The organism is Streptomyces sp. NPDC041814 (assembly GCF_055590565.1).
In genome coordinates this window covers 231,476-250,544 of sequence record NZ_JBVJAM010000009.1, presented here as the reverse complement: position 1 = coordinate 250,544, position 19,069 = coordinate 231,476, and the positions used below count along the sequence as shown (strand labels likewise).

Sequence of the window (19,069 nt, the reverse complement as noted above, 5' to 3'; positions counted from 1 at the left end):
GGGACATCTCACGTGACTCGCATCGCCATCAACGGATTCGGCCGCATCGGACGCAACGTGCTGCGCGCGCTGCTCGAACGCGACAGCGACCTCGACCTGGTCGCCGTCAACGACCTCTCGGAGCCCGCAACGCTCGCCCGGCTGCTGGCGTTCGACACCACCGCGGGCCGGCTGGGCCGCCCGGTCACCGTGGACGGGGACACCCTCGTCGTGGACGGCCGCCGCATCAAGGTGCTCGCCGAGCGGGAGCCCGCACGGCTGCCCTGGGCGGAGCTGGGTGTCGACATCGCCGTGGAGGCCACCGGCCGCTTCACCTCGGCGAAGGCCGCCCGCGCCCACCTCGACGCCGGAGCGAAGCGGGTGCTGGTCGCCGCGCCCTCGGACGGGGCGGACGTGACGCTCGCGTACGGCGTCAACAGCGACGCGTACGACCCCGAGCTGCACACGATCGTGTCGAACGCCTCCTGCACCACCAACGCGCTCGCGCCGCTGGCCAAGGTCCTGGACGACCTCGCCGGCATCGAGCACGGCTTCATGACGACCGTGCACGCCTACACCCAGGAGCAGAACCTCCAGGACGGCCCGCACCGCGACGCCCGCCGCGCCCGCGCGGCCGGCGTCAACATCGTGCCGACCACGACCGGTGCCGCGAAGGCGATCGGGCTCGTGCTGCCCCGGCTCGACGGCAAGCTGTCGGGCGACTCCATCCGGGTGCCGGTCCCGGTCGGTTCCATCGTGGAGCTGAACACCACCGTGGCCCGGGACGTGACGCGCGATCAGGTGCTGGAGGCGTACCGGACCGCGGCCGAGGGCCCGCTGGCGGGCGTACTCGAATACTCCGAGGACCCGCTGGTGTCGGCCGACATCACCGGCAACCCCGCGTCCTCCATCTTCGACTCGGAGCTCACCCGGGTCGACGGGCGCCACATCAAGGTGTCCGCCTGGTACGACAACGAGTGGGGCTTCTCCAACCGGGTGATCGACACGCTCACCCTGCTGGCCGGCCGCTAGGGCGCCTGGCACGGGGGCGGCCACCGGCCGCCCCCGACTGCCTTGGCCACGCGCCGAGTTCACCTTCCGTTCGCCGTGCAACCTTCTCCGCGTCGTACGTGTCTCCTATGCGAGCCCTCACACCTCGTACGCCATTGGCTCCACGTACGCGAGCAAGGAGAATTTTGTGGGCATTCGCACCATGTTGACGGTGGCCGTGTGTGCCGCCACGGCGCTGACCGGCGGTGTGGCCGTCGCAGCGCCCGGGAGAACGGCCGAGGAGAAGACGGCGACCACCACCGTCCGCGAGGACTTCAACGGCGACGGGTACCAGGACGTCGCCGTCGGGTCCCCCCACGCGACGGTGGACGGGCAGCTCTACGCCGGTTACATCACCATCGCCTACGGCTCCGCCCAGGGCCTCAGCCCCGCCCGCACGACGACCATCGACCAGAACACCCCGGGCGTGCCGGGCAAAGCCGGGGAGGGCCACAGCCTCGGCTTCCAGATGTACCCGGCCGACCTGGACCACGACGGGCTGACCGACCTCGCGCTGTACTCCAACGAATCGCTGCCGGAGCTGAACAACTACGGCTCCGTGATCATCCTGTGGGGCCGCACCAGCGGCATGACGGGTGAGGGCTCGGTGCGCATTCCCGGTCCCGAGAGCGGCGAGATGGGAAACAACCTGATCGCCGGCGACTTCAACGGCGACGGCAACGCGGACCTGATGATGGCGCACGGCTCGCAGGACGAGTACTTCGAACAGCGGAGCGTGCTCTACGGGCCGTTCAACCGCTCCGGGGAGCCGTCGCGCGAACAGTTCGTGCCCATGTTTTCGTCGGACAGCCGCATGGGCCAGCCCGCCAAGGGCGACTTCAACGGTGACGGCATCGACGACCTGATCACCTTCTACGGGTGGGAGGGGAACGTCGAGGACACCCGGCTGTGGCTCGGCACCCCTCAGGGCCTGTCCACGACCTACACCCGGCTGCCCAGCGGCCAGGTCCCGGCGGTCGGCGACTTCGACAACGACGGCAAGGACGACCTGGCCCTCCGGCTGGTCCCGAACGGCAACGAGGAGGACTACCCCACCGACCCGGGCACCATCCGCATCCTCTACGGCTCCGCGACCGGTCCGAGCACCACCCGGTCTCGGATCATCACGCAGGACACGGCGGGCGTGCCCGGGGTCAGCGAGAAGGGGGACCAGTTCGGCGCCCGGATGAGCGCGGGCGATGTCAACGGCGACGGCTACGACGACCTGGCGGTGGGCGTGCCGTTCGAGGCCCTGGGGTCGAAGGCGGGCGCGGGCGCGGTGGTCCTGCTGAAGGGCGGGCCCGGTGGGCTGAGCGGCACCGGTGCCAAGTCGTTCCACCAGGACACGGCGGGCATGCCCGGGGTGGCGGAGGCGGGCGACCACTTCGGCGGTTCGGTGCGGCTGCTGGACGTCAACAAGGACGGGAAGGCCGACCTGACGGCCGGCGCCCCCGGCGAGGACCTGGAGGCGGTCGCGGACGGCGGTGCGGTGTGGTCGCTGCGCGGCACCTCGACGGGGCTGACGACGACCGGCGCCCTCGCGTTCAACCCGGTCGACCTGGGGCTCCTTGCGAAGAGGTCCGGGTTCGGCCAGAACCTGGCCGGCGACAACGGACCCAGCCTCAACGGCTGACGTACGCAGGGGCCCCTTCCGCCGTCGCGGAAGGGGCCCCTGCGCATGTGCTCAGGCGTCAGGCGCGCTCCTCGCGCCCCTTCGCCTCGCGCTCGGCGTTCCGCTCCTTGATGCGGATGTTCTCCTTGCGGACGTCCGCCTGGGTGGCGCGCTCCTTCTGCAGCCACTCGGGGTTGTCCTGCTTCAGTGCGTCGATCTCCTCGGTGGTCAGCGCCTCGGTGACCCCGCCGCGGGCCAGGCCCGAGATGGAGACGCCCAGCTTGGAGGCGACGACCGGGCGGGGGTGCGGGCCGTTGTTCCGCAGGTCGCGCAGCCACTGGGGCGGATCGGCCTGGAGGGCCGCCAGCTCGGCGCGCGAGACGACACCCTCCTGGAATTCGGCGGGGGTGGCGTCGAGGTACACACCCAGCTTCTTCGCCGCGGTCGCGGGCTTCATCGTCTGGGCGGTCTGGTGGGACTTCATGAGGTCAAGGGTATCCAGCGCGTGCGGCGCCCTCGACCACGGCCGGTAACCTGGCGGGGTGACAGGCCCCGAAGCAACCCCCTCGTTCCGGCTGGCGTACGTCCCCGGAGTGACCCCCGCCAAATGGGTGCGGATCTGGAACGAGCGCCTGCCGGACATCCCCCTGACCCTCGTCCAGGTCCCCGCGCACGGCGCCCAGGAGCTGCTGCGTGCCGGTGACGCCGACGCGGCGTTCCTCCGGCTGCCGGTGGAGGGCACGGATCTCAGCGCGATCCCGCTGTACACGGAGACCACGGTCGTCGTGGTCCCGAAGGACCACCTGATCGCGGCGGTGGACGAGCTGTCCGTCGCGGAGCTGGCCGACGAGATCGTGCTCCACCCGGTGGACGACGCCCTGCCCTGGGAGCAGCTGCCCGGCCGCCCGGCGCTGGAGCGGCCGGCGACCACGGGGGACGCGATCGAGCTGGTCGCGGCGGGGATCGGGGTCCTCGTGGTCCCCCAGTCGCTGGCCCGGCTGCACCACCGCAAGGACCTGACGTACCGGCCGCTGACGGACGCGCCGGAGTCGCGCGTCGCGCTGGCCTGGCCGCAGGAGAAGACCACCGACCAGGTGGAGGACTTCATCGGCATCGTCCGCGGTCGTACGGTGAACAGCTCGCGCGGCCGGGCCGGGGCGGCGCCCGCCGCCCAGCCGAAGGCGAAGGACAAGGCCAAGCCGAAGCGCGCCACCGGTGCGGGGTCGGGGAAGGGCTCCCGGGGCGGCTCGGGGGGCTCCGGTGGCACCAGGGCCGGCAAGGGCGCTCGCGGCGCCGCGGCCAAGCGCGGCAAGCCCCGCCGGAGGCCGTGACCGGGCCGTTGCCGGACGCCCCTGGCGGCGTCGAGGAGGCCGTGGCGGTCCGGCGGGAGCACTGTGTCCGACGGCCCGGGCGTCGGGGCCATTCGGGCGGATGTCAGGATGGTCGTATGACGAGCCAGGTTTTCTTCGACATCACCATCAACGACGAGCCCGCCGGGCGGATCGTGTTCAATCTGTTCGACGACATCGTTCCCAAGACCGCCGAGAACTTCCGCCAGCTGGCGACCGGCCAGAACGGCTTCGGTTACAAGGGCTCCTCCTTCCACCGGGTCATCCCGCAGTTCATGCTCCAGGGCGGCGACTTCACGCGCGGCGACGGCACGGGCGGCAAGAGCATCTACGGCAACAAGTTCGCCGACGAGAACTTCGAGCTGAAGCACACCAAGCCGGGCCTGCTCTCGATGGCCAACGCCGGCCCGAACTCGAACGGCTCGCAGTTCTTCATCACCACGATCGTGACGTCCTGGCTGGACGGCAAGCACGTCGTCTTCGGTGAGGTCGCCGACGAGGACAGCATGGTCCTGGTCAAGCGCATCGAGGGTCTCGGCTCGCAGAGCGGCCGCACCCAGGCGAAGGTCACCATCGCGGACTCCGGCATCCTCTGATCCCGGCCCCCCGGCGCACCGAGCGCGCCGCCCGGCGTTTCCCGCCGGGCGGCGCGTTTCTGCATTCGGAAACGCGTTCACTGTCAACCACCGGTTGACAGTCGCCGACTGTCAACTTACGGTTGACACATGACGAATCCAGTAGTCCCCTCGCAGCCCGTCCGTCTCGACGACCTGATCGCGGCCATCAAGAAGGTGCACTCCGACGCCCTGGACCAGCTTCAGGACGCCGTCATCGCCGCCGACCACCTCGGCGACGTCGCCGACCACCTGATCGGCCACTTCGTGGACCAGGCGCGCCGCTCCGGCGCCTCCTGGACCGACATCGGCAAGAGCATGGGCGTGACCCGGCAGGCCGCCCAGAAGCGCTTCGTCGCCAAGGACCCCGGCGAGGGCTCCACCCTCGACCCGAGCCAGGGCTTCGGCCGCTTCACCCAGCGCGCCAAGAACGTGGTGATGGCGGCCCAGAACGAGGCCCGGGCCGCGGGCAACGCCGAGATCGGCACCGAGCACCTCGTCCTCGGCCTGCTCAGCGAGCCCGAAGCACTCGCGGCCGCGTTCATCAAGGCCCAGGGCGTGGTCCTCGACACCGTCCGGCAGGCGGCCACCGAGGCGCTGCCCACGGCCACCGAGGGCGAGATCCCCGAGCTGATCCCGTACAACGGCGACGCACGCAAGGCGCTGGAGCTCACCTTCCGCGAGGCCCTGCGGATGGGGCACAACTACATCGGCACCGAGCACATCCTGCTCGCTCTGCTGGAGCACGAGGATGGTTCCGGCGTGCTCAGCGGCCTCGGCATCGACAAGGCGGCCGCCGAACGGGACATCGCCGAGGCGCTCGCGATCCTTTCGGCGGGCGAGCAGGCGCCCGGCCGGAAGGAGTGACCTCCGATCGACCGCGCCCCGGTCCCGCCACCGTCGCCGAGGTGGCCGGACCGGGTGCTGCCGCACATCGACACGGAGCACGGCCTCCTACTCCAGGCGCAGGCTCCAGCGGCGTGAGCGGCCGGTGAGCGTGACGGTGGAGAGCGGGCCGACGTCGACGTTCCAGTACGTGGCCGGCGGCGCCTTCAGCGCGTAGACGAGGGCGGCCCGGACCACGGCGGGTTCGGCGACGGCGACGATCGCTCCGTCACAGGCGGGGCGGGTGTCCAGCCAGCCGCCTATCCGCGAGATGAAGGCGAGCAGCGGCTCACCGCCGTGCGGCGCGGAGCGCGGGTCCGCCAGCCAGGCGTCCACGCCGGCCGGTTCCCGGGCGGTGACCTCGGCGAGCGTACGGCCCCGCCAGCGCCCCATGTCGCAGTCGCGCAGGGCGGGCTGCACGAGCGGGTGGAACCCCAGCGCCTCACCGGTCGCACGGCTGCGCGGGGTCGGCGAGCAGTAGCGCAGCTCGGCGGAGCCCAGGGGCGCCAGGGCCGGGGCGGCGAACCGCACCGCGTGCCAGCCGGCCTCGTCGAGCGGCCGGTCGTCATCGAAGCGCTCGCCGAGCAGTGCGGAGCCGCGCGCCGCGGCGAGGAGCGTGACCCGAACACTCATGGCCGCGATCGTGGGGCGGATCGCGGCGCGGGTCAAGGGGTCGTTCGCGCAGACCTACGCCCGGGTAGGTCAGGGGCGAGCGGCCGGGGTGCCTTCCCAGGCCGTGCGCAGTCGGCGCACGCCCTCCGTGATCTCCGGAGGCCCGGCGACCGAGGCGAAGCTCAGGCGGATGTGCGGGGCCGGGGGTTCGGCGGAGAAGTACGGGCGCCCCGGGGCGACGGCCACGCCCGCGCGCAGGGCCGCCTGGACCATCGCGGACTCGTCCGCGCCCGCCTCGGAGCCGGGCAGGGTCAGCCAGAGGTAGCCGCCGCCGGACGGGACGTGCGGCAGGCCGAGGCCCGGCAGGGCCGTCCGCAGCGCCGCCGTCATCGCCGTCCGGCGGGCGCCGAGCTCGGCGGACACCGCGCGCAGATGGCGGGCCCAGGCGGGCGATCCGACCAGTTCGAGCGCGGCCTCCTGGAGCGGCCGGGGAACGAAGAAGCTGTCGACGACCTGGATGGAGCGCAGCCGCTCCAGGGCCGGACCCCGGGCGGCCAGCGCGCCCACCCGCAGGCTGGGCGAGGCGGCCTTGGTGAGCGAGCGGGTGTGGACGACGACGCCGTCCGGGTCGTCGGCGGCGAGCGGCCCCGGCAGCGGGCCCGCGTCGTCGTGCGCCAGGAGGCGGGCGAAGTCGTCCTCGATGACGAAGGCCCCCGCCTCCCGGGCGATCCGGACGACCTCGGGGCGCCGCGCGCGGGAGAGCACCGTGCCCGTCGGGTTCTGGAACAGGGGCTGGCAGACGAAGACGCGGGCTCCGGTCGCCCGGAACGCGGCGGCGAGCAGGTCGGGCCGGACACCCTCGGCGTCCACCGGGACCGGGACCGGCCGCAGCCCGGCCGCGCGGGCGGCCGCCAGCATGCCGGGGTACGTCGGCGACTCCACCAGCACCGGCGCGCCGGGCGGGGCGAGGGCCCGCAGCGCGGTGGCCAGGGCGCTCTGTCCGCCCGCGGTGATCAGCACGTCGGCGGCGCCGAGCGAGGGCCCGATGTCGCGGGCGAACCAGGCGCGCAGCTCGGTCAGCCCGTCGACCGGCGGACGGCTCCACGCTCCCGGGCGGCGGCCGGCCCGGGCCAAGGCGGCGGCCAGGGCCCGTTCGGGCTGGAGCGAGGCGTGCAGATAGCCGCCGTTGAGCTCGATGACCCCGGTCGGCGGCGGGACGAGGCTGACCAGGAGGCCGGACGCGTCGACGCTGCGGGGGACGGCCTCCGGGGAGCCGTCGCCGCTGAGCGAGACCTCCTGCCAGGAGGTGTCACCGGCCGGCGGCGCAGGACGGGCGGCGGGCTCGGCACGATAGGCGCCGGAACCGGGGCGGGTCACGACGAGCCCATCGGCGGCAAGCTGGGCGACGGCCCGCGAGACGGTCACGGGGCTCGCCCGGAAGCGCTCGACCAGGGCCCGGCTGGATGGCAGCTTCTCACCCGGGGAGTAGCGGTCCAGCTCGGATCGCAGGGCTGTCACCAATTCTGCCACACTGCTACGCTCATGCATGAGAGCAGAGAGTAGCGCTACTGCACCGAACACGATAGCGGTCACCGCCGCCGACGGCCGCCCGCACCCGCCCGTCCCGGCTTCCGCCCCGGCCCGTCGGGGCACCCTGCTCGCACTGCTGGGCGTGGTGACGTTCTCGCTGACCTTCCCCTCCACCGCCTGGGGTCTGGAGAGCTTCGGCCCCTGGTCCCTCGTCGCGCTGCGCAGCGTGCTCGCGGCGGTGCTGTCGGGCGGCTTCCTCCTCGCGGCCCGGGTCCGGATACCGGCCCGGGAGCACTGGGCGGGGCTCGCCGTCGTGGCCGGCGGGGTGGTGGTCGGCTTCCCCCTGCTGACGACGCTGGCGCTGCGGACGTCCACCACCTCGCACGCCGCGGTGGTCGTGGGGCTGCTCCCGCTGACCACGGCGGTCTTCGCCTCGCTGCGTACCGGGACGCGCCCGCCCCGCGCCTTCTGGGCGGCGGCGGTGGCCGGGGCGGCCGTGGTGATCGCCTTCACCGCGGCGCAGAGCGGCGGGGCGCTGTCGGCCGGGGACCTCTTCCTGTTCGGCGCGCTGCTGGTGTGCGCGGCCGGGTACACGGAGGGCGGCAGGCTGGCGAAGGTGATGCCGGGCTGGCAGGTGACCGGCTGGGCGCTGATCCTCACGCTGCCGCTCAGCCTCGCGGGCGCCGCCGTCGCGCTGGCGTACGAGCCGGTGCGGCTCGGCGTGCACGGGGTCGTCGGGCTGGTCTGGGTGGCGGCCGGCTCCACGTTCCTCGGGCTGTACGTCTGGTACCGGGGCATGGCGGAGATCGGGGTCGCCCGGGCCAGCCAGCTCCAGCTCGCGCAGCCGCTGCTGACGCTGTTCTGGTCCTTCTTCCTGCTCGGCGAGGAGGTCGCGGCGGCGGCCCCGGTGGCAGCCGTCGCGGTCCTGGTCTGCATCGCGCTCACCCAGCGCGCCACGCGCACCCGGCCCTAGACTGGTCAGCAGTACGGCACGGAACGCCACCCGCGAGGAGGTCACTCCCGATGGAGGCACACAAGGGCGACCGGCTGCTGACGCACGGCAGGACCGTGGGGCAGCAGGACCGGGTCGCGGAGATCGTGGAAGTGCTCGGAGACCGGGGCACTCCCCCGTACCGCGTCCGTTTCGACGACGGACACGAGCATCTGCTCGCACCGGGCCCCGACACCGTCGTGCAGCACACGGGCTGCGCGTCGGGCCGGGACGCGGACATCACGTAGACCGGCGCGGTCCGCGCCCAGGTCAGCGCGGCGGCCTGGTGCGGGTCCGGTAGTGGTCCGCGACCACCCGGTCCATCGCGCCGATCCTGTCCGCCGCCACGCTCTTCGCCGAGAAGTACGCGTGGCCGCGGACCTGGTCGTACCGGGCGGCGAGGCCGATGTGGCGGGACAGCTCCGCCGGGTCCTGCCAGGCGGCGGGCTGGGCCGGGTCGCCGCACTTGTACAGCGCCTCGCCGATGAACAGGTCGACGCCCGTCCCGCGCACCGTGTCGGACCACCACGGCACGAGTTCGGCGTAGTCGGCGGCGCTGTTGCCGATGTGCCAGTACAGCTGCGGGACGACGTAGTCCAGCCAGCCCTTCCTGATCCAGCCGCGCGTGTCCGCGTACAGGTCGTCGTAGGTCTGCACCCCCGCCCCCGTCCGTGAGCCCGCAGGGTCGGTGTCCGCGTTGCGCCAGACGCCGAAGGGGCTGATCCCGAAGCGGACGTCCGGCTTCAGCGCCTTGAGGCGCTCGGACATCTCGCGCACCAGCCGGTCCGTGTTGTCGCGGCGCCAGGCCGCCCGGTCGGGAAAGCCGGCGCCGTACTTCTCGTAGGCGGCGCCGTCCGCGAAGCTCTGGCCGGCCACCGGATACGGGTAGAAATAGTCGTCCCAGTGCACGGCGTCGACGTCGTAGCGGCGGACCGCGTCGAGCATCGCGTCCTGGACGAAGGCCCGGACCTCGGGCAGGCCCGGGTTGTAGTAGAGCTTGCCGCCGTACGGGAGGACCCAGCCGGGATTGCGGCGCGCCGGATGCGCGGCGGTCAGGCGGGACGGGTCGGTGTGGTTGGCGACCCGGTACGGGTTGAACCACGCGTGCAGTTCCAGGCCCCGGTCGTGGGCCTCCCGCACGGCCGTGCCCAGCGGGTCCCAGCCGGGGTCCTTGCCCTGCGTCCCGGTCAGGCACTCGGCCCACGGTTCGTACGCGGAGGGCCACAGCGCGTCGGCGGTCGGGCGGACCTGGAGGATCACCGCGTTGAGGTTCCGCGCCACCGCCCGGTCGAGGAGGGCGGCCAGCTCGTCCCGCTGCGCGGCGGCGGACAGGCCCGGCTTCGACGGCCAGTCCGTGTTGGCGACGGTCGCCACCCATACGCCGCGCAGCTCGCGCCGCACCACGTCGCGTCCGGCGGCCGGACCGGGCAGGGGCCGCGCCCGCCCGGGCCGTGCGACCGCGTCACCGGCCACCGCCGCCGCTCCCGCCACCCCTGCGACCGCCCCGGCCGCACCCGTCACGAACCCTCTCCGGCCCATTCCTCGCATCGCGTCGCACCCGCTCTCTCTCCGTACACGTCGAAGCCCTGCCGTATCCCTGCATTCCGGGCACAGGGAGTGTCCAGGGCCGAGCATGCACGCCCCGGCCTGCTATCCCTGGTAAGGCGCGGAGTAACGTCGGGGAGTCGTGGTGGAGCCCGGAACCAGACGGAAGCCGCCGAACGGGAACAGCGAAAGGCACGAGGTGACGGACTCTATGGCCGACATTGCACGCGTCGGAGTGGTGGGCTGCGGCCAGATGGGCGCGGGCATCGCGGAGGTGTGCGCGCGCAGCGGCCTCGACGTCAAGGTGGCCGAGACGACCGGCGAGGCGCTGGAGATCGGCCGGACCCGGCTCCACAACTCCCTGTCGAAGGCCGCCGAGCGCGGCAAGATCACGGCGGAGGAGCGCGACGAGACCCTGGGCCGGCTCAGCTTCACCACGGACCTCGGCGAGTTCGCCGACCGCGACCTCGTCATCGAGGCCGTCGTGGAGAACGAGCAGGTCAAGACCGAGATCTTCCAGGTGCTCGACCAGGTGGTGACCCGCCCGGACGCGATCCTGGCCTCCAACACCTCCTCGATCCCGCTGGTGAAGCTGGCCGTCGCGACCTCCCGCCCGGACCAGGTCATCGGCATCCACTTCTTCAACCCGGCGCCGGTGCAGAAGCTCGTGGAGCTGATCCCCGCGCTGACCACGTCGGACGAGACGATCAAGCGCTCGGAGGCCGTGGTCCAGGACATTCTGGGCAAGCACCCGATCCGCGCCCAGGACCGCTCCGGCTTCGTCGTCAACGCCCTGCTGATCCCGTACCTCCTCTCGGCGATCCGGATGTTCGAGTCGGGCATCGCCAGCCGCGAGGACATCGACAACGGCATGGAGATGGGCTGCGCCCACCCGATGGGCCCGCTCAAGCTCGCGGACCTCATCGGCCTGGACACGGTCGCCTCGGTCGCCGACTCGATGTACGCCGAGTACAAGGAGCCGCTGTACGCCGCTCCCCCGCTGCTCCAGCGCATGGTCGACGCGGGCCGCCTGGGCCGGAAGTCGGGGTCGGGGTTCTACCCGTACGCGTGACACGTCCCGGCGGGTCCGGCGCCGATACCGCCGGGCCCGTCGACGGCCGCGGCGTACGCCCCGAATCCGGTACCACCCTGGAGCGGGCGGTCCCGTTCATCCGTGGAACGCTCGCTCCAGAGCCTCGCGAAGACCGAGTCGCTGGCCTTCGTGATACTCGCGCGTGAACTCGGCTGCTCCGAGCACTCGGTCGGCGTGCTCGATGCAGCGCTCCCGGTGTGCGGTCAGCAGGGCGAAGCCGAAGAGGCGGGGGGCGCCTGCCGGATGCCAGGCGCTGTCCACCGCACCCAGCAGAACGGCGGCCGCCCGGGAATCACCGCGCAGGGTGAGCACCCAGGCCAGAGTCTCGCCGAGTGCCGCTTCCCCCATGCTCTCCTCGATTTCCCTCATGCTCCGGAGCGCACGGCGGAGGAGCCGCAGGGCGATCTCCGGCCGTTCCGCTTCCCCGTGGTCCACTGCCAGGGCCCACAGCAGGTAGCACCGGTGCCAGGTGTCACCGCGGGCTTCCGACATCTCCAGCGCCTGCTCAAGGAAACGGGTGGAGGTGCTTCGGTCGCCCTGGATCACTGCGGCGAATCCGAGTTGGGCCACGCACTGTGCCTCGGTCAGCAACGAGTCGGAGAAGTGCTCGCCCGCCAGGGCGAGGTGGGCGAATTTCGTCGCGGTCTCCGTGTCTCCGGTGACCAGGGCCACCAGACTGCGCATCTGCAGGAAGGCCGCGGAGACCTGGTCCCGGTCCACGCTTTCCCCCGCGGGCCCGGCGTCGCCGGGCGGCAGGTCCGCCAGCACTCGTTCTCCGCGCCGGAGCACACCCAGGGCACCCCTGTGGTCTCCGTGGAGGAGCAGCAGGAAACAGGCCACCCAGGCCGCTCGGCACCAGGCAACGGTGGCTTCGGCGGACGGAGGGAGGGGGTAGCGCTCAAGGATCTTCCGCATCCACCCCGCTCCCTCCCCCACGTTCGCCGAGGTGAGGCAGTGGAGCCAGAAGCCGAGGGACGCGCGCAGCACGGTCTCCGGGGGCTCGTCGGCCGGCGGCGGCGCGGTGACGATCTGGCGCAGGTTGGCGTGTTCGACGCGTAGGCGACGCAGCCAGCACGCCTCTCGCGATGATCCGTACGCGGCCCCGGCCTGCGCGGCAAGGTGGAGGTACCACCCGCGGTGCCGGCGCTGCGCTTGCTGGGCCCGGCCGCTTTCCGAGAGGCGCTCCTGCCCGTAGGCGCGCACGGTCTCAAGCATGTGAAAGCGGGTCTGGTTGCCCTTGACGACTCGGGTGAGCAGTGACTTGTCCACCAATCCGGCCAGAGCCTCGAAGGCATCGTCCGCGGCAGTCGTCCCTGAAGCATCTCGATCGGATGATCCGCACAGGTGCTCGGCGTCCGTCAGCAGCACCCCACCGGAGCAGAGCGACAGTTGCTGCCAGGCCCTTCGCTCGTCGTCGGTGCACAATTCGTAGCTCCAGTCGAACAGCGCGCGCAGTGCCTGGTGCCGGGGATGTGCGGTGCGCTCGGAGCCACCGGGCCCGAGCAGTCGGAACCGGTGATCGAGGCGCTCCAGTAACTCGTCCGGCGTGAGGGTGCGAAGCCGCCGAGCGGCGATCTCCAGGGCGAGGGGCAGACCGTCCAGCTTCTGGCACACACGGGCGACGACGTGCCCATTCGCTTCGGTGATGCGAAAGCCCGGAGAGGCCGCCTCCGCCCGGTCGGAGAAGAGCACCATGGCAGGCGATGTCGCGAAGTCATGGTCCCCTGCGGGTGCGGCGCCCGGACGGGCCGTCGCCGGCACCTGCAGGTCCAGCGGCTGGACCTGCAGGACGTATTCGGGGCCGATGTCGAGCGGCTGTCGGCTGGTGGCGAGGACGCGCAGTTGCGGCAGTCGCGCGAGCAGGTCGCTCACCGTGCGGGCGCATCCGGTCAGCACGTGCTCGCAGTTGTCGAGGAGCAGCAGGACCTCGCGTCCGCGCAGCGCCTCGGACACCGCGGCGATCGGGTCCTGACCGGAGGCGACCGGAACGCCCACGGCCGAGGCGATCGCCTCGGCGACCGCGTGCTGCTCCACGAGGTCCGCCAGTTCGGCGCCATGCACCCCGTCCGCGAACCGCTCCCGCACCTGACGGACGAGCCGCCCGGCCAGACGGGTCTTGCCCACCCCGCCGACCCCGGCCAGGGTAACCACTCGATACCTGCCCAAAAGATCCTCGGCGGCTGCCAGTTCGGCTTCGCGGCCGACGAAGCTGGTGGACTCCGTTGCGCCGAAACCGTACGGGAGGGCCCTGACGGCCGCCCCGGGCTCCCCCGCCACGCGGATCTCACGTCGCAGACGCTCCCAGCGCCTCGCCCAGTCGCGGGTTTCGCCCCCACAAGCGCTCACGTAGGCGAGTACGACGTCCCGGGTGGGAAGCCGGTGCCCGGCAGCGGCCTGGGACAGCGCGCTGGCGGAGAAATGGGAAGCCCCGGCCATCTCCGAATAGGTGAGTGCCGCACTCTCGCGCAGAGCCCGCAGCCCCAGCGCGAAGCGTTCCAGTGGGCCCGCCTCCGGATCGAGCGGCCGCTCCCGACGCCCCGGCCTGCCTGCCAACTGGTTCTACCTCCGGGTGAGTGGGGTTGATTAGTTGATTATGGCCAAGCCTCCGGAGTGGTGACCAAAGTTCGTCAACCCTGATGCTCGGGGTCCTCATCTCCCACCAGGAAAGCGATCGCTGATGACCCCCGAGACCGTCGTCCTCCTGCAGGGTGGTGCGCTCACCCTGGTCAATCTCATGGCCACCGACGCATGGACCCACGCCCGTGAGAGATTCGCCCGCCTGATCAGCCGCGGCGCCGGTGACGACGAGAGCGTCCTCGAACGCCTGGACACGGCCCGGCGGGAGGTCGTCACCGCACACGCCGAACAGGACGTCGAGACACTGACCGCCGTCGAGGGCGAGTGGCGGCTCGCCCTGCGTCGCGCCCTTGCCGCAGACCCTGAACTGCTCTCCGGGTTGCGTTCGTTCGTCGAGGACTTCGGCGCACCGGCACTCAAGGGTGCCGCGAGCGTGGCATCCGGGACGTTTCACCAATCACCCGTGCAAGGCAGCGGAACGCAGACCATCAACTACGGATCCGGGTCCATCGGCGGACCGGAGCGATGAGCAAGTCGAACGAAACCCCCTCGATCACCGGCACGTTCGGCCATTCGCCGGTGCAGGTGTCAGGCACACAGAACATCACCTACATCGAGCACCGCCCGGCACCGAGCCGGCGTGAGGGCTTCGTGGCTCTGGAAAATGCTCAGTACGAGGCGGCCTTCACCGTATTCAGCGCATTGCTCGTCAAGCAGCCGGACGACGCGGATATACGCCTTGCCCTGGCGCTCTGTCTCCTGCAGGGACGTCATCCCTGCCGTTGTGATGCGCGGACCCTGGAGCAGGTCAACGCCCATCTTCGGGTGGCGCAGCGTCTGGCGCCCCACCTTCCTGGCCCCCGTCTCGCCTTCCTTCTCCTCCGCGACGTCCAGTTGTTCCGCTGGAACACCCAGCGTCGTCGGCCCACGCAGGAGGACCGTCGGCTGCTCCGCCGGATGGAGCGCGAATCGGCGGCGATGCTGCTCACGCATGTGCCCGCCCAGGAGAGCGTTCTGTGGCAGGAGCTGGCCCGGATCGCCGTCGGTGAGAGACCCGGCGCCCCAACTGCCACTGCACCGGGCCGCCGTTCGCCCAGGCCGCCCAGAAAGAGGAATCGCCCATGAGCCAGCCCCGACTGCGCGCGGGATCGGTGCGCAAGTACTTCATCGACTCTCCGGATCCCGAGGCCCTGGTCGCAGCCCAGGGAAGACTGGCCGAGGCCAGTGCCTCACTGACGAAGGCACTCGACAGAACGCATGTAGAGGTCGAGTGCCGCAGGCTTCGTGACCACCGGCTCATCGGTTCGGGCGTGTGCGTGGCCGTACTCCTCCTGTGCGTTCTCAGCACCACGTACTGGCTCGGCTTCTTCTCGGCGATCGGAGCCTTCGTCTTTGCGGTACGAGCCTTCGTCTCGCCGCGTCAGCACGCGGCGAAGGCGGGGGAAGCGATCCGAGGCGCCATCGCCGAGGCCGAGTGGAGAAGGAGCGAAGCCGAGGCAGCCATCCGTGAGTACCAACGCCTGTACGACCTTGCCGAACCCAAGCCCAGCGACGAAGCGATGGACCGGATGCTGGAACAGGACGTCGAGGCGGTACGGGAGCGCGCGATGCGCAGCCTCTCACTGGACTCCGGCGACCTCGTCAGGCCGGCCCGCACCGGAGCGCCCGACGACCTCGACTGGTCGCCCTTCAACTCCAGCGATCCGCAGAAGCCCCTCGTCGTCTACGGTCCGGCCTTCGGCGAGGGCCTGAAGGTCTCGTCGGCCGTCGGCAAGGACGGCCGACGGCGCTACGGCCGCTACTCGGTCATGGTCATCTGCACGACCCGCTACCACATCGCGGTCTACCGCTGCGTCCTCGACTTCTTCACCGGGCAGCTCAACCACGAGAGCACGATGGAAATGCACTACCAGGACGTCGTATCCGTCCGTACGTACTCCGATCCCGATCCCGGCAACCGTATCGAGATCGAAACACGCGAGTCGCAGAAGCACCTTTTCCCCCGGGGGACCGAGCGCTGCTTCGAGCTCATCGTCTCCGGCGGCGTGACGCTCCGCATGGTGACCGGACTGACCCACCGCGAGACCACGGACTTCCGGAATTCCGGCGAGGACGGAGTGGTCTACCAGGGCGAGGACCCCGACTTCCAGGCGGTTGCGGATGCCGTCCGCATGATGCTCCGGGAGAAGAAGGGCGGCGTGGGCCCCTCGCTCCTCGGCTGACACGCGACATCGGCGCACGAAAGCAGCACTCGAATCGCCAGGGACCCAGGAGGAATGCGCGCATGCCAAGGAAACCTCGCCCACTGGACGAGCTGGATGTCCAATGGGCGGTGGAAAGTGCCCTCAAAGAACACGAAAGACGAAAGTCTGGGATCAGGCAGCCGGCGAGCAGTGGCGGCCCGGGCGCTGTCGCAGTCGGCGCAATGATCATTGGCGCGATGGTCGCACTCTTCTTCGTGGTTTCCATGGCCAAGTTCGGACTCCCCTCGTTCTCCCCTCAGGCATCGAGCGGCGAACCATCGCCGCGAGCCGTAGAAATCACCTACGTCTCGGACGAGAAGACCGGGCTCGACCTTCCGATTCCGGACACCTGGAAAAAAGCTGAGTCCGACGGAGACGCACTCGAATGGGTCACCGAAACCGAGTACAACTGCAACGGGTTCATTTGCCCCACGGGGAGCATCCGGACCATGACGGCACCGGATCGAGGTCCCCTTTCGGAGGTGGCACGGAAGACTATCCGGTCACGCCTCCATGAGGATTTCCCGGCGGGACAGTACGAGGAGATCGCAGCAGGATCGGCGAAGGTGGCAAAAAGGAACGCGTTCTTCGTCAAGGGGGAAGTCGAGTACGGCACCCGGAACCAGCTCATCGGGGTCCTCGCCTTCCCGGGCCCCGGCGGAAGCGTCGGCGTACTCGAAATGGGAATGTCCGAGGAGTATGGACCCACCAGGTCGGACTTCATGGATCGGATCCTCTCGAACACGTGCGACGTCTCGCAGAAATGCACATGGCCGCCGAAGTAGACCCACCGTTTCCCGTGCGTGCGGGGACCGCGGAGGCCCCCGCACGCACGGGGCGCGGCTCACCCCAGCCGTAAGTGGTGCAGCATCAGCAGGGCCGCCGCCATGCCCGCTGCCGGGACCTCGCCGTGGGCTATCAGGTCCGGGATCAGCTTCAGGGGGATCCACTCGCGGCGTGAGGATTCGAAGGCGTCGTGCGGCTCGCCCGTCCAGTGCGCCTCCTCGCCCCAGTAGAAGTGGTGCCGGGCGTCGGTGAGGCCGTTGGACGGTTCCACGGTCAGAAGGGGGTGGAGGGGGCCGGGGCGCCAGCCGGTCTCCTCCTCCATTTCGCGGGCCGCCGCCTCCGGCAGGGACTCGCCGTTCTCGACCACGCCCGCCGCCAGCTCCCAGCCCCAGCTGTCGGTGATGAAGCGGTGGCGCCAGAGCAGCAGCACCTCGTTCGCCGCGTTGACTACGGTGGCCGCCGCCACCGGGCGCAGCCGGATCACGAAGTGGTCGAGACGGCCGCCGTCGGGGAGCTCGACATCGGCCAGGTTGACCCGGAACCAAGGGTTCTCGTACACGGGTTGCTCGTTCAGGTTCGTCCACTGCACGGTTCTGCCGCCTTTCGATCGCTGGTGGCGGTATCGCAGCAGACTTCGGCTCACAGCGGTACGCGGAGCGCCCCCTCCACACGTTCGGCGGCCCGTTCCGCGTCGGCGCTCCCGCTCGTGGCCAGGTCCGCCCGGACCGCCCGCAGCCGGTCGCGCAGCCGCTGCGACTCCATGCCCCGGGCCAGGTCCGCCATCTCGACCGCCGTGGCCGCCGCCCGGTCCGCCTCGCCCCGGCGCAGCTCGACCGTGGTGAGCATGGCCAGGCGGTGGACCCGGCCCCTGTCGTGCGCGGGCGTCCGGACCGCCGCCACCGCGTGCTCCCGGGCCGCCGGCAGGTCCCCGAGGCCCAGCAGCGCCTCCGCCACCTGGACATCGACCAGCCCCGGCTGCACGTAGCCGGTCTCGTCCGGTTCCCGGCCCGGCCGGATGCGGGCGGCCTCGGACTCGGCGCGGCGGATGCAGGCCAGCACGCTGCTCCGGTCCCCGAGCCGGGCGTACGCCTTGGCCTGCATCGCGTGCAGGTCGGCGGCGAGCGCGGGCGTGATCTCGCTCCCGGCCGCGCGCAGGGCCGCCTCGGCGAAGGCCACTGACTGGCGGAACTCGGCGAGGAAGAGGGACTGGTTGACCAGCAGCGCGATCACATATCCGCCGAGCGCCCGGTCCCCGCTCGCCTTGGCCAGTCGCAGCGCCTGGTGGAAGTAGCGCTGGGCCAGGCCGTGCGCGTCGGAGTCGTAGGCGCAGATGCCCGCGACGGCCACCAGCGCGCCCGTCGCACGGTGCAGCTGACGGCCCGTCGCATCGCTGTAGCCGCCGCGCAGCAGCGGTGCGGCCCCGGCGTTGAGGAAGCCGACGACGCGCGCCCGCGTCGCGATCCCGCCCGCCTTTCGGTACATCAGTTCGTAGTGGTCACGGGCGGCCCGCAGGGTTGCCAGGTCGGCCGCACCGACCCCGGACGGCCCGGCCCGCGACACATCGGCGTCCTCCGGCGGGTTCTCCCACTCCCAGACGGGCATCACGGCGCCGGTCCCGCTGACGGCCGGGGCGGCGACTACGTGCGGGCGCTGCTGGGCGTCGCAGCGCCACACCGCGGTGGCCCGTTCCACGAAGCCGGTGAGCGAGGAGCCCTGGACGGGCGAGTGGCCTCCGTCAGGGGCCGCCATGCCGATGTCGTCCAGCGACACGGCCCGGTGCAGGCGGTTTCCCAGCACCTCGCAGATCAGGTCGGGCACCTGGCCGCGCGGGCGCTGGCCCTTCAGCCAGCGGGCGACGGCGGTGTGTTCGTACCGCAGTCCGAGACCTCGCGCACGGCCGGCCCGGTTCACATGGGCGGCCAGTCCCGCCCGGGAGACGCCGGCCTCCTCGATCAGGGCCTCCAGCGCGGTGTTGGGCTCCCTTGGCCCCATGTCCCCCTCCGGTGGTTCGGCACGCCATGACGTGTCGCCCCAGTGGAGCACGATTCACACGGGGTGTGAACGGAATGCCCGAACCGTCCCGCCGCGCACGCTGCCGCGCCGGGCACGGGCTCGCTTGAATGATTCCCCTCGCAGGGCGCGGACGGGCCGTCTGCTCCCCCTCGTACAGCAGGGCGGCCCGCATCCGCGCAGTCCACTCCGC

The 19,069-nt window shown here is 71.5% G+C and carries 19 protein-coding genes; 12 read left to right on the top strand and 7 right to left on the bottom strand.

Going from position 1 to position 19,069, the window contains the following annotated elements; all coding sequences use genetic code 11:
* Positions 1–12: 12 nt before the first annotated feature.
* Both gap and ACZ6C6_RS23495 read left to right on the top strand, forming a co-directional pair.
* A complete protein-coding gene (gene gap / locus ACZ6C6_RS23500) occupies positions 13–1,011 on the top strand; it encodes a type I glyceraldehyde-3-phosphate dehydrogenase (protein WP_469205227.1) in 999 nt (332 codons plus the stop codon).
* Between the two features lie 166 nt (positions 1,012–1,177).
* Positions 1,178–2,662, top strand: coding sequence for an FG-GAP-like repeat-containing protein (locus ACZ6C6_RS23495; RefSeq protein ID WP_469205226.1), 1,485 nt, complete (start codon positions 1,178–1,180; stop codon positions 2,660–2,662).
* Between the two features lie 58 nt (positions 2,663–2,720).
* On the opposite strand, the gene ACZ6C6_RS23490 is transcribed toward ACZ6C6_RS23495, so the two are convergent.
* Positions 2,721–3,125, bottom strand: a complete 405-nt coding sequence (locus ACZ6C6_RS23490) for a DUF5997 family protein (protein ID WP_469205225.1) — start codon at positions 3,123–3,125, stop codon at positions 2,721–2,723.
* Between the two features lie 58 nt (positions 3,126–3,183).
* Here ACZ6C6_RS23490 and ACZ6C6_RS23485 point away from each other — a divergent pair, with 58 nt between their 5' ends.
* The 3 genes from ACZ6C6_RS23485 (at position 3,184) to ACZ6C6_RS23475 (ending at position 5,471) form a co-directional block, all read left to right on the top strand.
* Positions 3,184–3,972: a LysR family transcriptional regulator substrate-binding protein gene (locus tag ACZ6C6_RS23485; RefSeq protein ID WP_469205224.1), complete on the top strand. Its 789-nt coding sequence runs from the start codon at positions 3,184–3,186 to the stop codon at positions 3,970–3,972.
* 116 nt (positions 3,973–4,088) lie between these two features.
* The gene (locus ACZ6C6_RS23480; protein WP_469205223.1) at positions 4,089–4,586 is read left to right on the top strand and encodes a peptidylprolyl isomerase; all 498 of its coding nucleotides are present in this window, start codon (positions 4,089–4,091) and stop codon (positions 4,584–4,586) included.
* Between the two features lie 129 nt (positions 4,587–4,715).
* The gene (locus ACZ6C6_RS23475; RefSeq protein ID WP_469205222.1) at positions 4,716–5,471 is read left to right on the top strand and encodes a Clp protease N-terminal domain-containing protein; all 756 of its coding nucleotides are present in this window, start codon (positions 4,716–4,718) and stop codon (positions 5,469–5,471) included.
* An 87-nt stretch (positions 5,472–5,558) separates the two neighbouring features.
* Here ACZ6C6_RS23475 and ACZ6C6_RS23470 read toward each other — a convergent pair whose 3' ends face one another.
* Both ACZ6C6_RS23470 and ACZ6C6_RS23465 read right to left on the bottom strand, forming a co-directional pair.
* Entirely contained in the window at positions 5,559–6,122 is a 564-nt protein-coding gene (locus ACZ6C6_RS23470; RefSeq protein WP_469205221.1) for a histidine phosphatase family protein, read from the bottom strand.
* Between the two features lie 69 nt (positions 6,123–6,191).
* On the bottom strand, positions 6,192–7,649 hold the full coding sequence (locus ACZ6C6_RS23465; RefSeq protein ID WP_469205220.1) for an aminotransferase-like domain-containing protein: 1,458 nt from the start codon (positions 7,647–7,649) through the stop codon (positions 6,192–6,194).
* On the opposite strand from ACZ6C6_RS23465, the gene ACZ6C6_RS23460 reads away from it, so the two are divergent.
* Together ACZ6C6_RS23460 and ACZ6C6_RS23455 are read left to right on the top strand one after the other, a co-directional pair.
* Positions 7,648–8,604, top strand: a complete 957-nt coding sequence (locus ACZ6C6_RS23460; protein ID WP_469205219.1) for a DMT family transporter — start codon at positions 7,648–7,650, stop codon at positions 8,602–8,604. The genes ACZ6C6_RS23465 and ACZ6C6_RS23460 overlap by 2 nt on opposite strands.
* A gap of 50 nt (positions 8,605–8,654) precedes the next feature.
* The gene (locus ACZ6C6_RS23455; protein ID WP_469205218.1) at positions 8,655–8,870 is read left to right on the top strand and encodes a DUF1918 domain-containing protein; all 216 of its coding nucleotides are present in this window, start codon (positions 8,655–8,657) and stop codon (positions 8,868–8,870) included.
* Positions 8,871–8,892: 22 nt separating this feature from the next.
* Here ACZ6C6_RS23455 and ACZ6C6_RS23450 read toward each other — a convergent pair whose 3' ends face one another.
* Positions 8,893–10,170: a glycoside hydrolase family 10-like protein gene (locus ACZ6C6_RS23450; RefSeq protein ID WP_469205217.1), complete on the bottom strand. Its 1,278-nt coding sequence runs from the start codon at positions 10,168–10,170 to the stop codon at positions 8,893–8,895.
* A gap of 208 nt (positions 10,171–10,378) precedes the next feature.
* Between ACZ6C6_RS23450 and ACZ6C6_RS23445 the strand changes: the two genes are divergently transcribed.
* Complete coding sequence (locus tag ACZ6C6_RS23445) at positions 10,379–11,239, top strand: 3-hydroxybutyryl-CoA dehydrogenase (RefSeq protein ID WP_469205216.1); 861 nt, start codon at positions 10,379–10,381, stop codon at positions 11,237–11,239.
* A gap of 96 nt (positions 11,240–11,335) precedes the next feature.
* On the opposite strand, the gene ACZ6C6_RS23440 is transcribed toward ACZ6C6_RS23445, so the two are convergent.
* The gene (locus tag ACZ6C6_RS23440; protein ID WP_469205215.1) at positions 11,336–13,813 is read right to left on the bottom strand and encodes an ATP-binding protein; all 2,478 of its coding nucleotides are present in this window, start codon (positions 13,811–13,813) and stop codon (positions 11,336–11,338) included.
* Positions 13,814–13,937: 124 nt separating this feature from the next.
* On the opposite strand from ACZ6C6_RS23440, the gene ACZ6C6_RS23435 reads away from it, so the two are divergent.
* From ACZ6C6_RS23435 to ACZ6C6_RS23420, 4 genes are all read left to right on the top strand, one after another.
* Entirely contained in the window at positions 13,938–14,366 is a 429-nt protein-coding gene (locus ACZ6C6_RS23435; RefSeq protein ID WP_469205214.1) for a hypothetical protein, read from the top strand.
* Positions 14,363–14,962 carry a hypothetical protein gene (locus ACZ6C6_RS23430; protein WP_469205213.1) on the top strand — a complete coding sequence of 200 codons (600 nt, stop codon included), beginning with the start codon at positions 14,363–14,365 and terminating at the stop codon, positions 14,960–14,962. Before ACZ6C6_RS23435 ends, ACZ6C6_RS23430 begins: the two co-directional genes overlap by 4 nt.
* Positions 14,959–16,059 (top strand): hypothetical protein, encoded by a 1,101-nt coding sequence (locus ACZ6C6_RS23425; protein ID WP_469205212.1) that lies wholly within the window; start codon positions 14,959–14,961, stop codon positions 16,057–16,059. Before ACZ6C6_RS23430 ends, ACZ6C6_RS23425 begins: the two co-directional genes overlap by 4 nt.
* A gap of 218 nt (positions 16,060–16,277) precedes the next feature.
* Positions 16,278–16,865, top strand: coding sequence for a hypothetical protein (locus ACZ6C6_RS23420; RefSeq protein ID WP_469205211.1), 588 nt, complete (start codon positions 16,278–16,280; stop codon positions 16,863–16,865).
* 59 nt (positions 16,866–16,924) lie between these two features.
* Here ACZ6C6_RS23420 and ACZ6C6_RS23415 read toward each other — a convergent pair whose 3' ends face one another.
* Positions 16,925–17,455 carry an NUDIX domain-containing protein gene (locus ACZ6C6_RS23415; protein ID WP_469205210.1) on the bottom strand — a complete coding sequence of 177 codons (531 nt, stop codon included), beginning with the start codon at positions 17,453–17,455 and terminating at the stop codon, positions 16,925–16,927.
* 50 nt (positions 17,456–17,505) lie between these two features.
* The gene (locus tag ACZ6C6_RS23410; protein ID WP_469205209.1) at positions 17,506–18,858 is read right to left on the bottom strand and encodes a transcriptional regulator; all 1,353 of its coding nucleotides are present in this window, start codon (positions 18,856–18,858) and stop codon (positions 17,506–17,508) included.
* Positions 18,859–19,069: the final 211 nt, after the last annotated feature.

Excerpts from the sequence above, each read along its gene's own strand:
- ACZ6C6_RS23490 (WP_469205225.1), bottom strand. The coding sequence starts at position 3,125 with ATGAAGTCCCACCAGACCGCCCAGACGATGAAGCCCGCGACCGCGGCG.
- ACZ6C6_RS23480 (WP_469205223.1), top strand. The coding sequence starts at position 4,089 with ATGACGAGCCAGGTTTTCTTCGACATCACCATCAACGACGAGCCCGCC.
- ACZ6C6_RS23475 (WP_469205222.1), top strand. The coding sequence starts at position 4,716 with ATGACGAATCCAGTAGTCCCCTCGCAGCCCGTCCGTCTCGACGACCTG.
- ACZ6C6_RS23470 (WP_469205221.1), bottom strand. The coding sequence starts at position 6,122 with ATGAGTGTTCGGGTCACGCTCCTCGCCGCGGCGCGCGGCTCCGCACTG.
- ACZ6C6_RS23460 (WP_469205219.1), top strand. The coding sequence starts at position 7,648 with ATGAGAGCAGAGAGTAGCGCTACTGCACCGAACACGATAGCGGTCACC.
- ACZ6C6_RS23465 (WP_469205220.1), bottom strand. The coding sequence starts at position 7,649 with ATGCATGAGCGTAGCAGTGTGGCAGAATTGGTGACAGCCCTGCGATCC.
- ACZ6C6_RS23455 (WP_469205218.1), top strand. The coding sequence starts at position 8,655 with ATGGAGGCACACAAGGGCGACCGGCTGCTGACGCACGGCAGGACCGTG.
- ACZ6C6_RS23450 (WP_469205217.1), bottom strand. The coding sequence starts at position 10,170 with ATGCGAGGAATGGGCCGGAGAGGGTTCGTGACGGGTGCGGCCGGGGCG.
- ACZ6C6_RS23445 (WP_469205216.1), top strand. The coding sequence starts at position 10,379 with ATGGCCGACATTGCACGCGTCGGAGTGGTGGGCTGCGGCCAGATGGGC.
- ACZ6C6_RS23435 (WP_469205214.1), top strand. The coding sequence starts at position 13,938 with ATGACCCCCGAGACCGTCGTCCTCCTGCAGGGTGGTGCGCTCACCCTG.
- ACZ6C6_RS23430 (WP_469205213.1), top strand. The coding sequence starts at position 14,363 with ATGAGCAAGTCGAACGAAACCCCCTCGATCACCGGCACGTTCGGCCAT.
- ACZ6C6_RS23425 (WP_469205212.1), top strand. The coding sequence starts at position 14,959 with ATGAGCCAGCCCCGACTGCGCGCGGGATCGGTGCGCAAGTACTTCATC.
- ACZ6C6_RS23420 (WP_469205211.1), top strand. The coding sequence starts at position 16,278 with ATGGTCGCACTCTTCTTCGTGGTTTCCATGGCCAAGTTCGGACTCCCC.
- ACZ6C6_RS23410 (WP_469205209.1), bottom strand. The coding sequence starts at position 18,858 with ATGGGGCCAAGGGAGCCCAACACCGCGCTGGAGGCCCTGATCGAGGAG.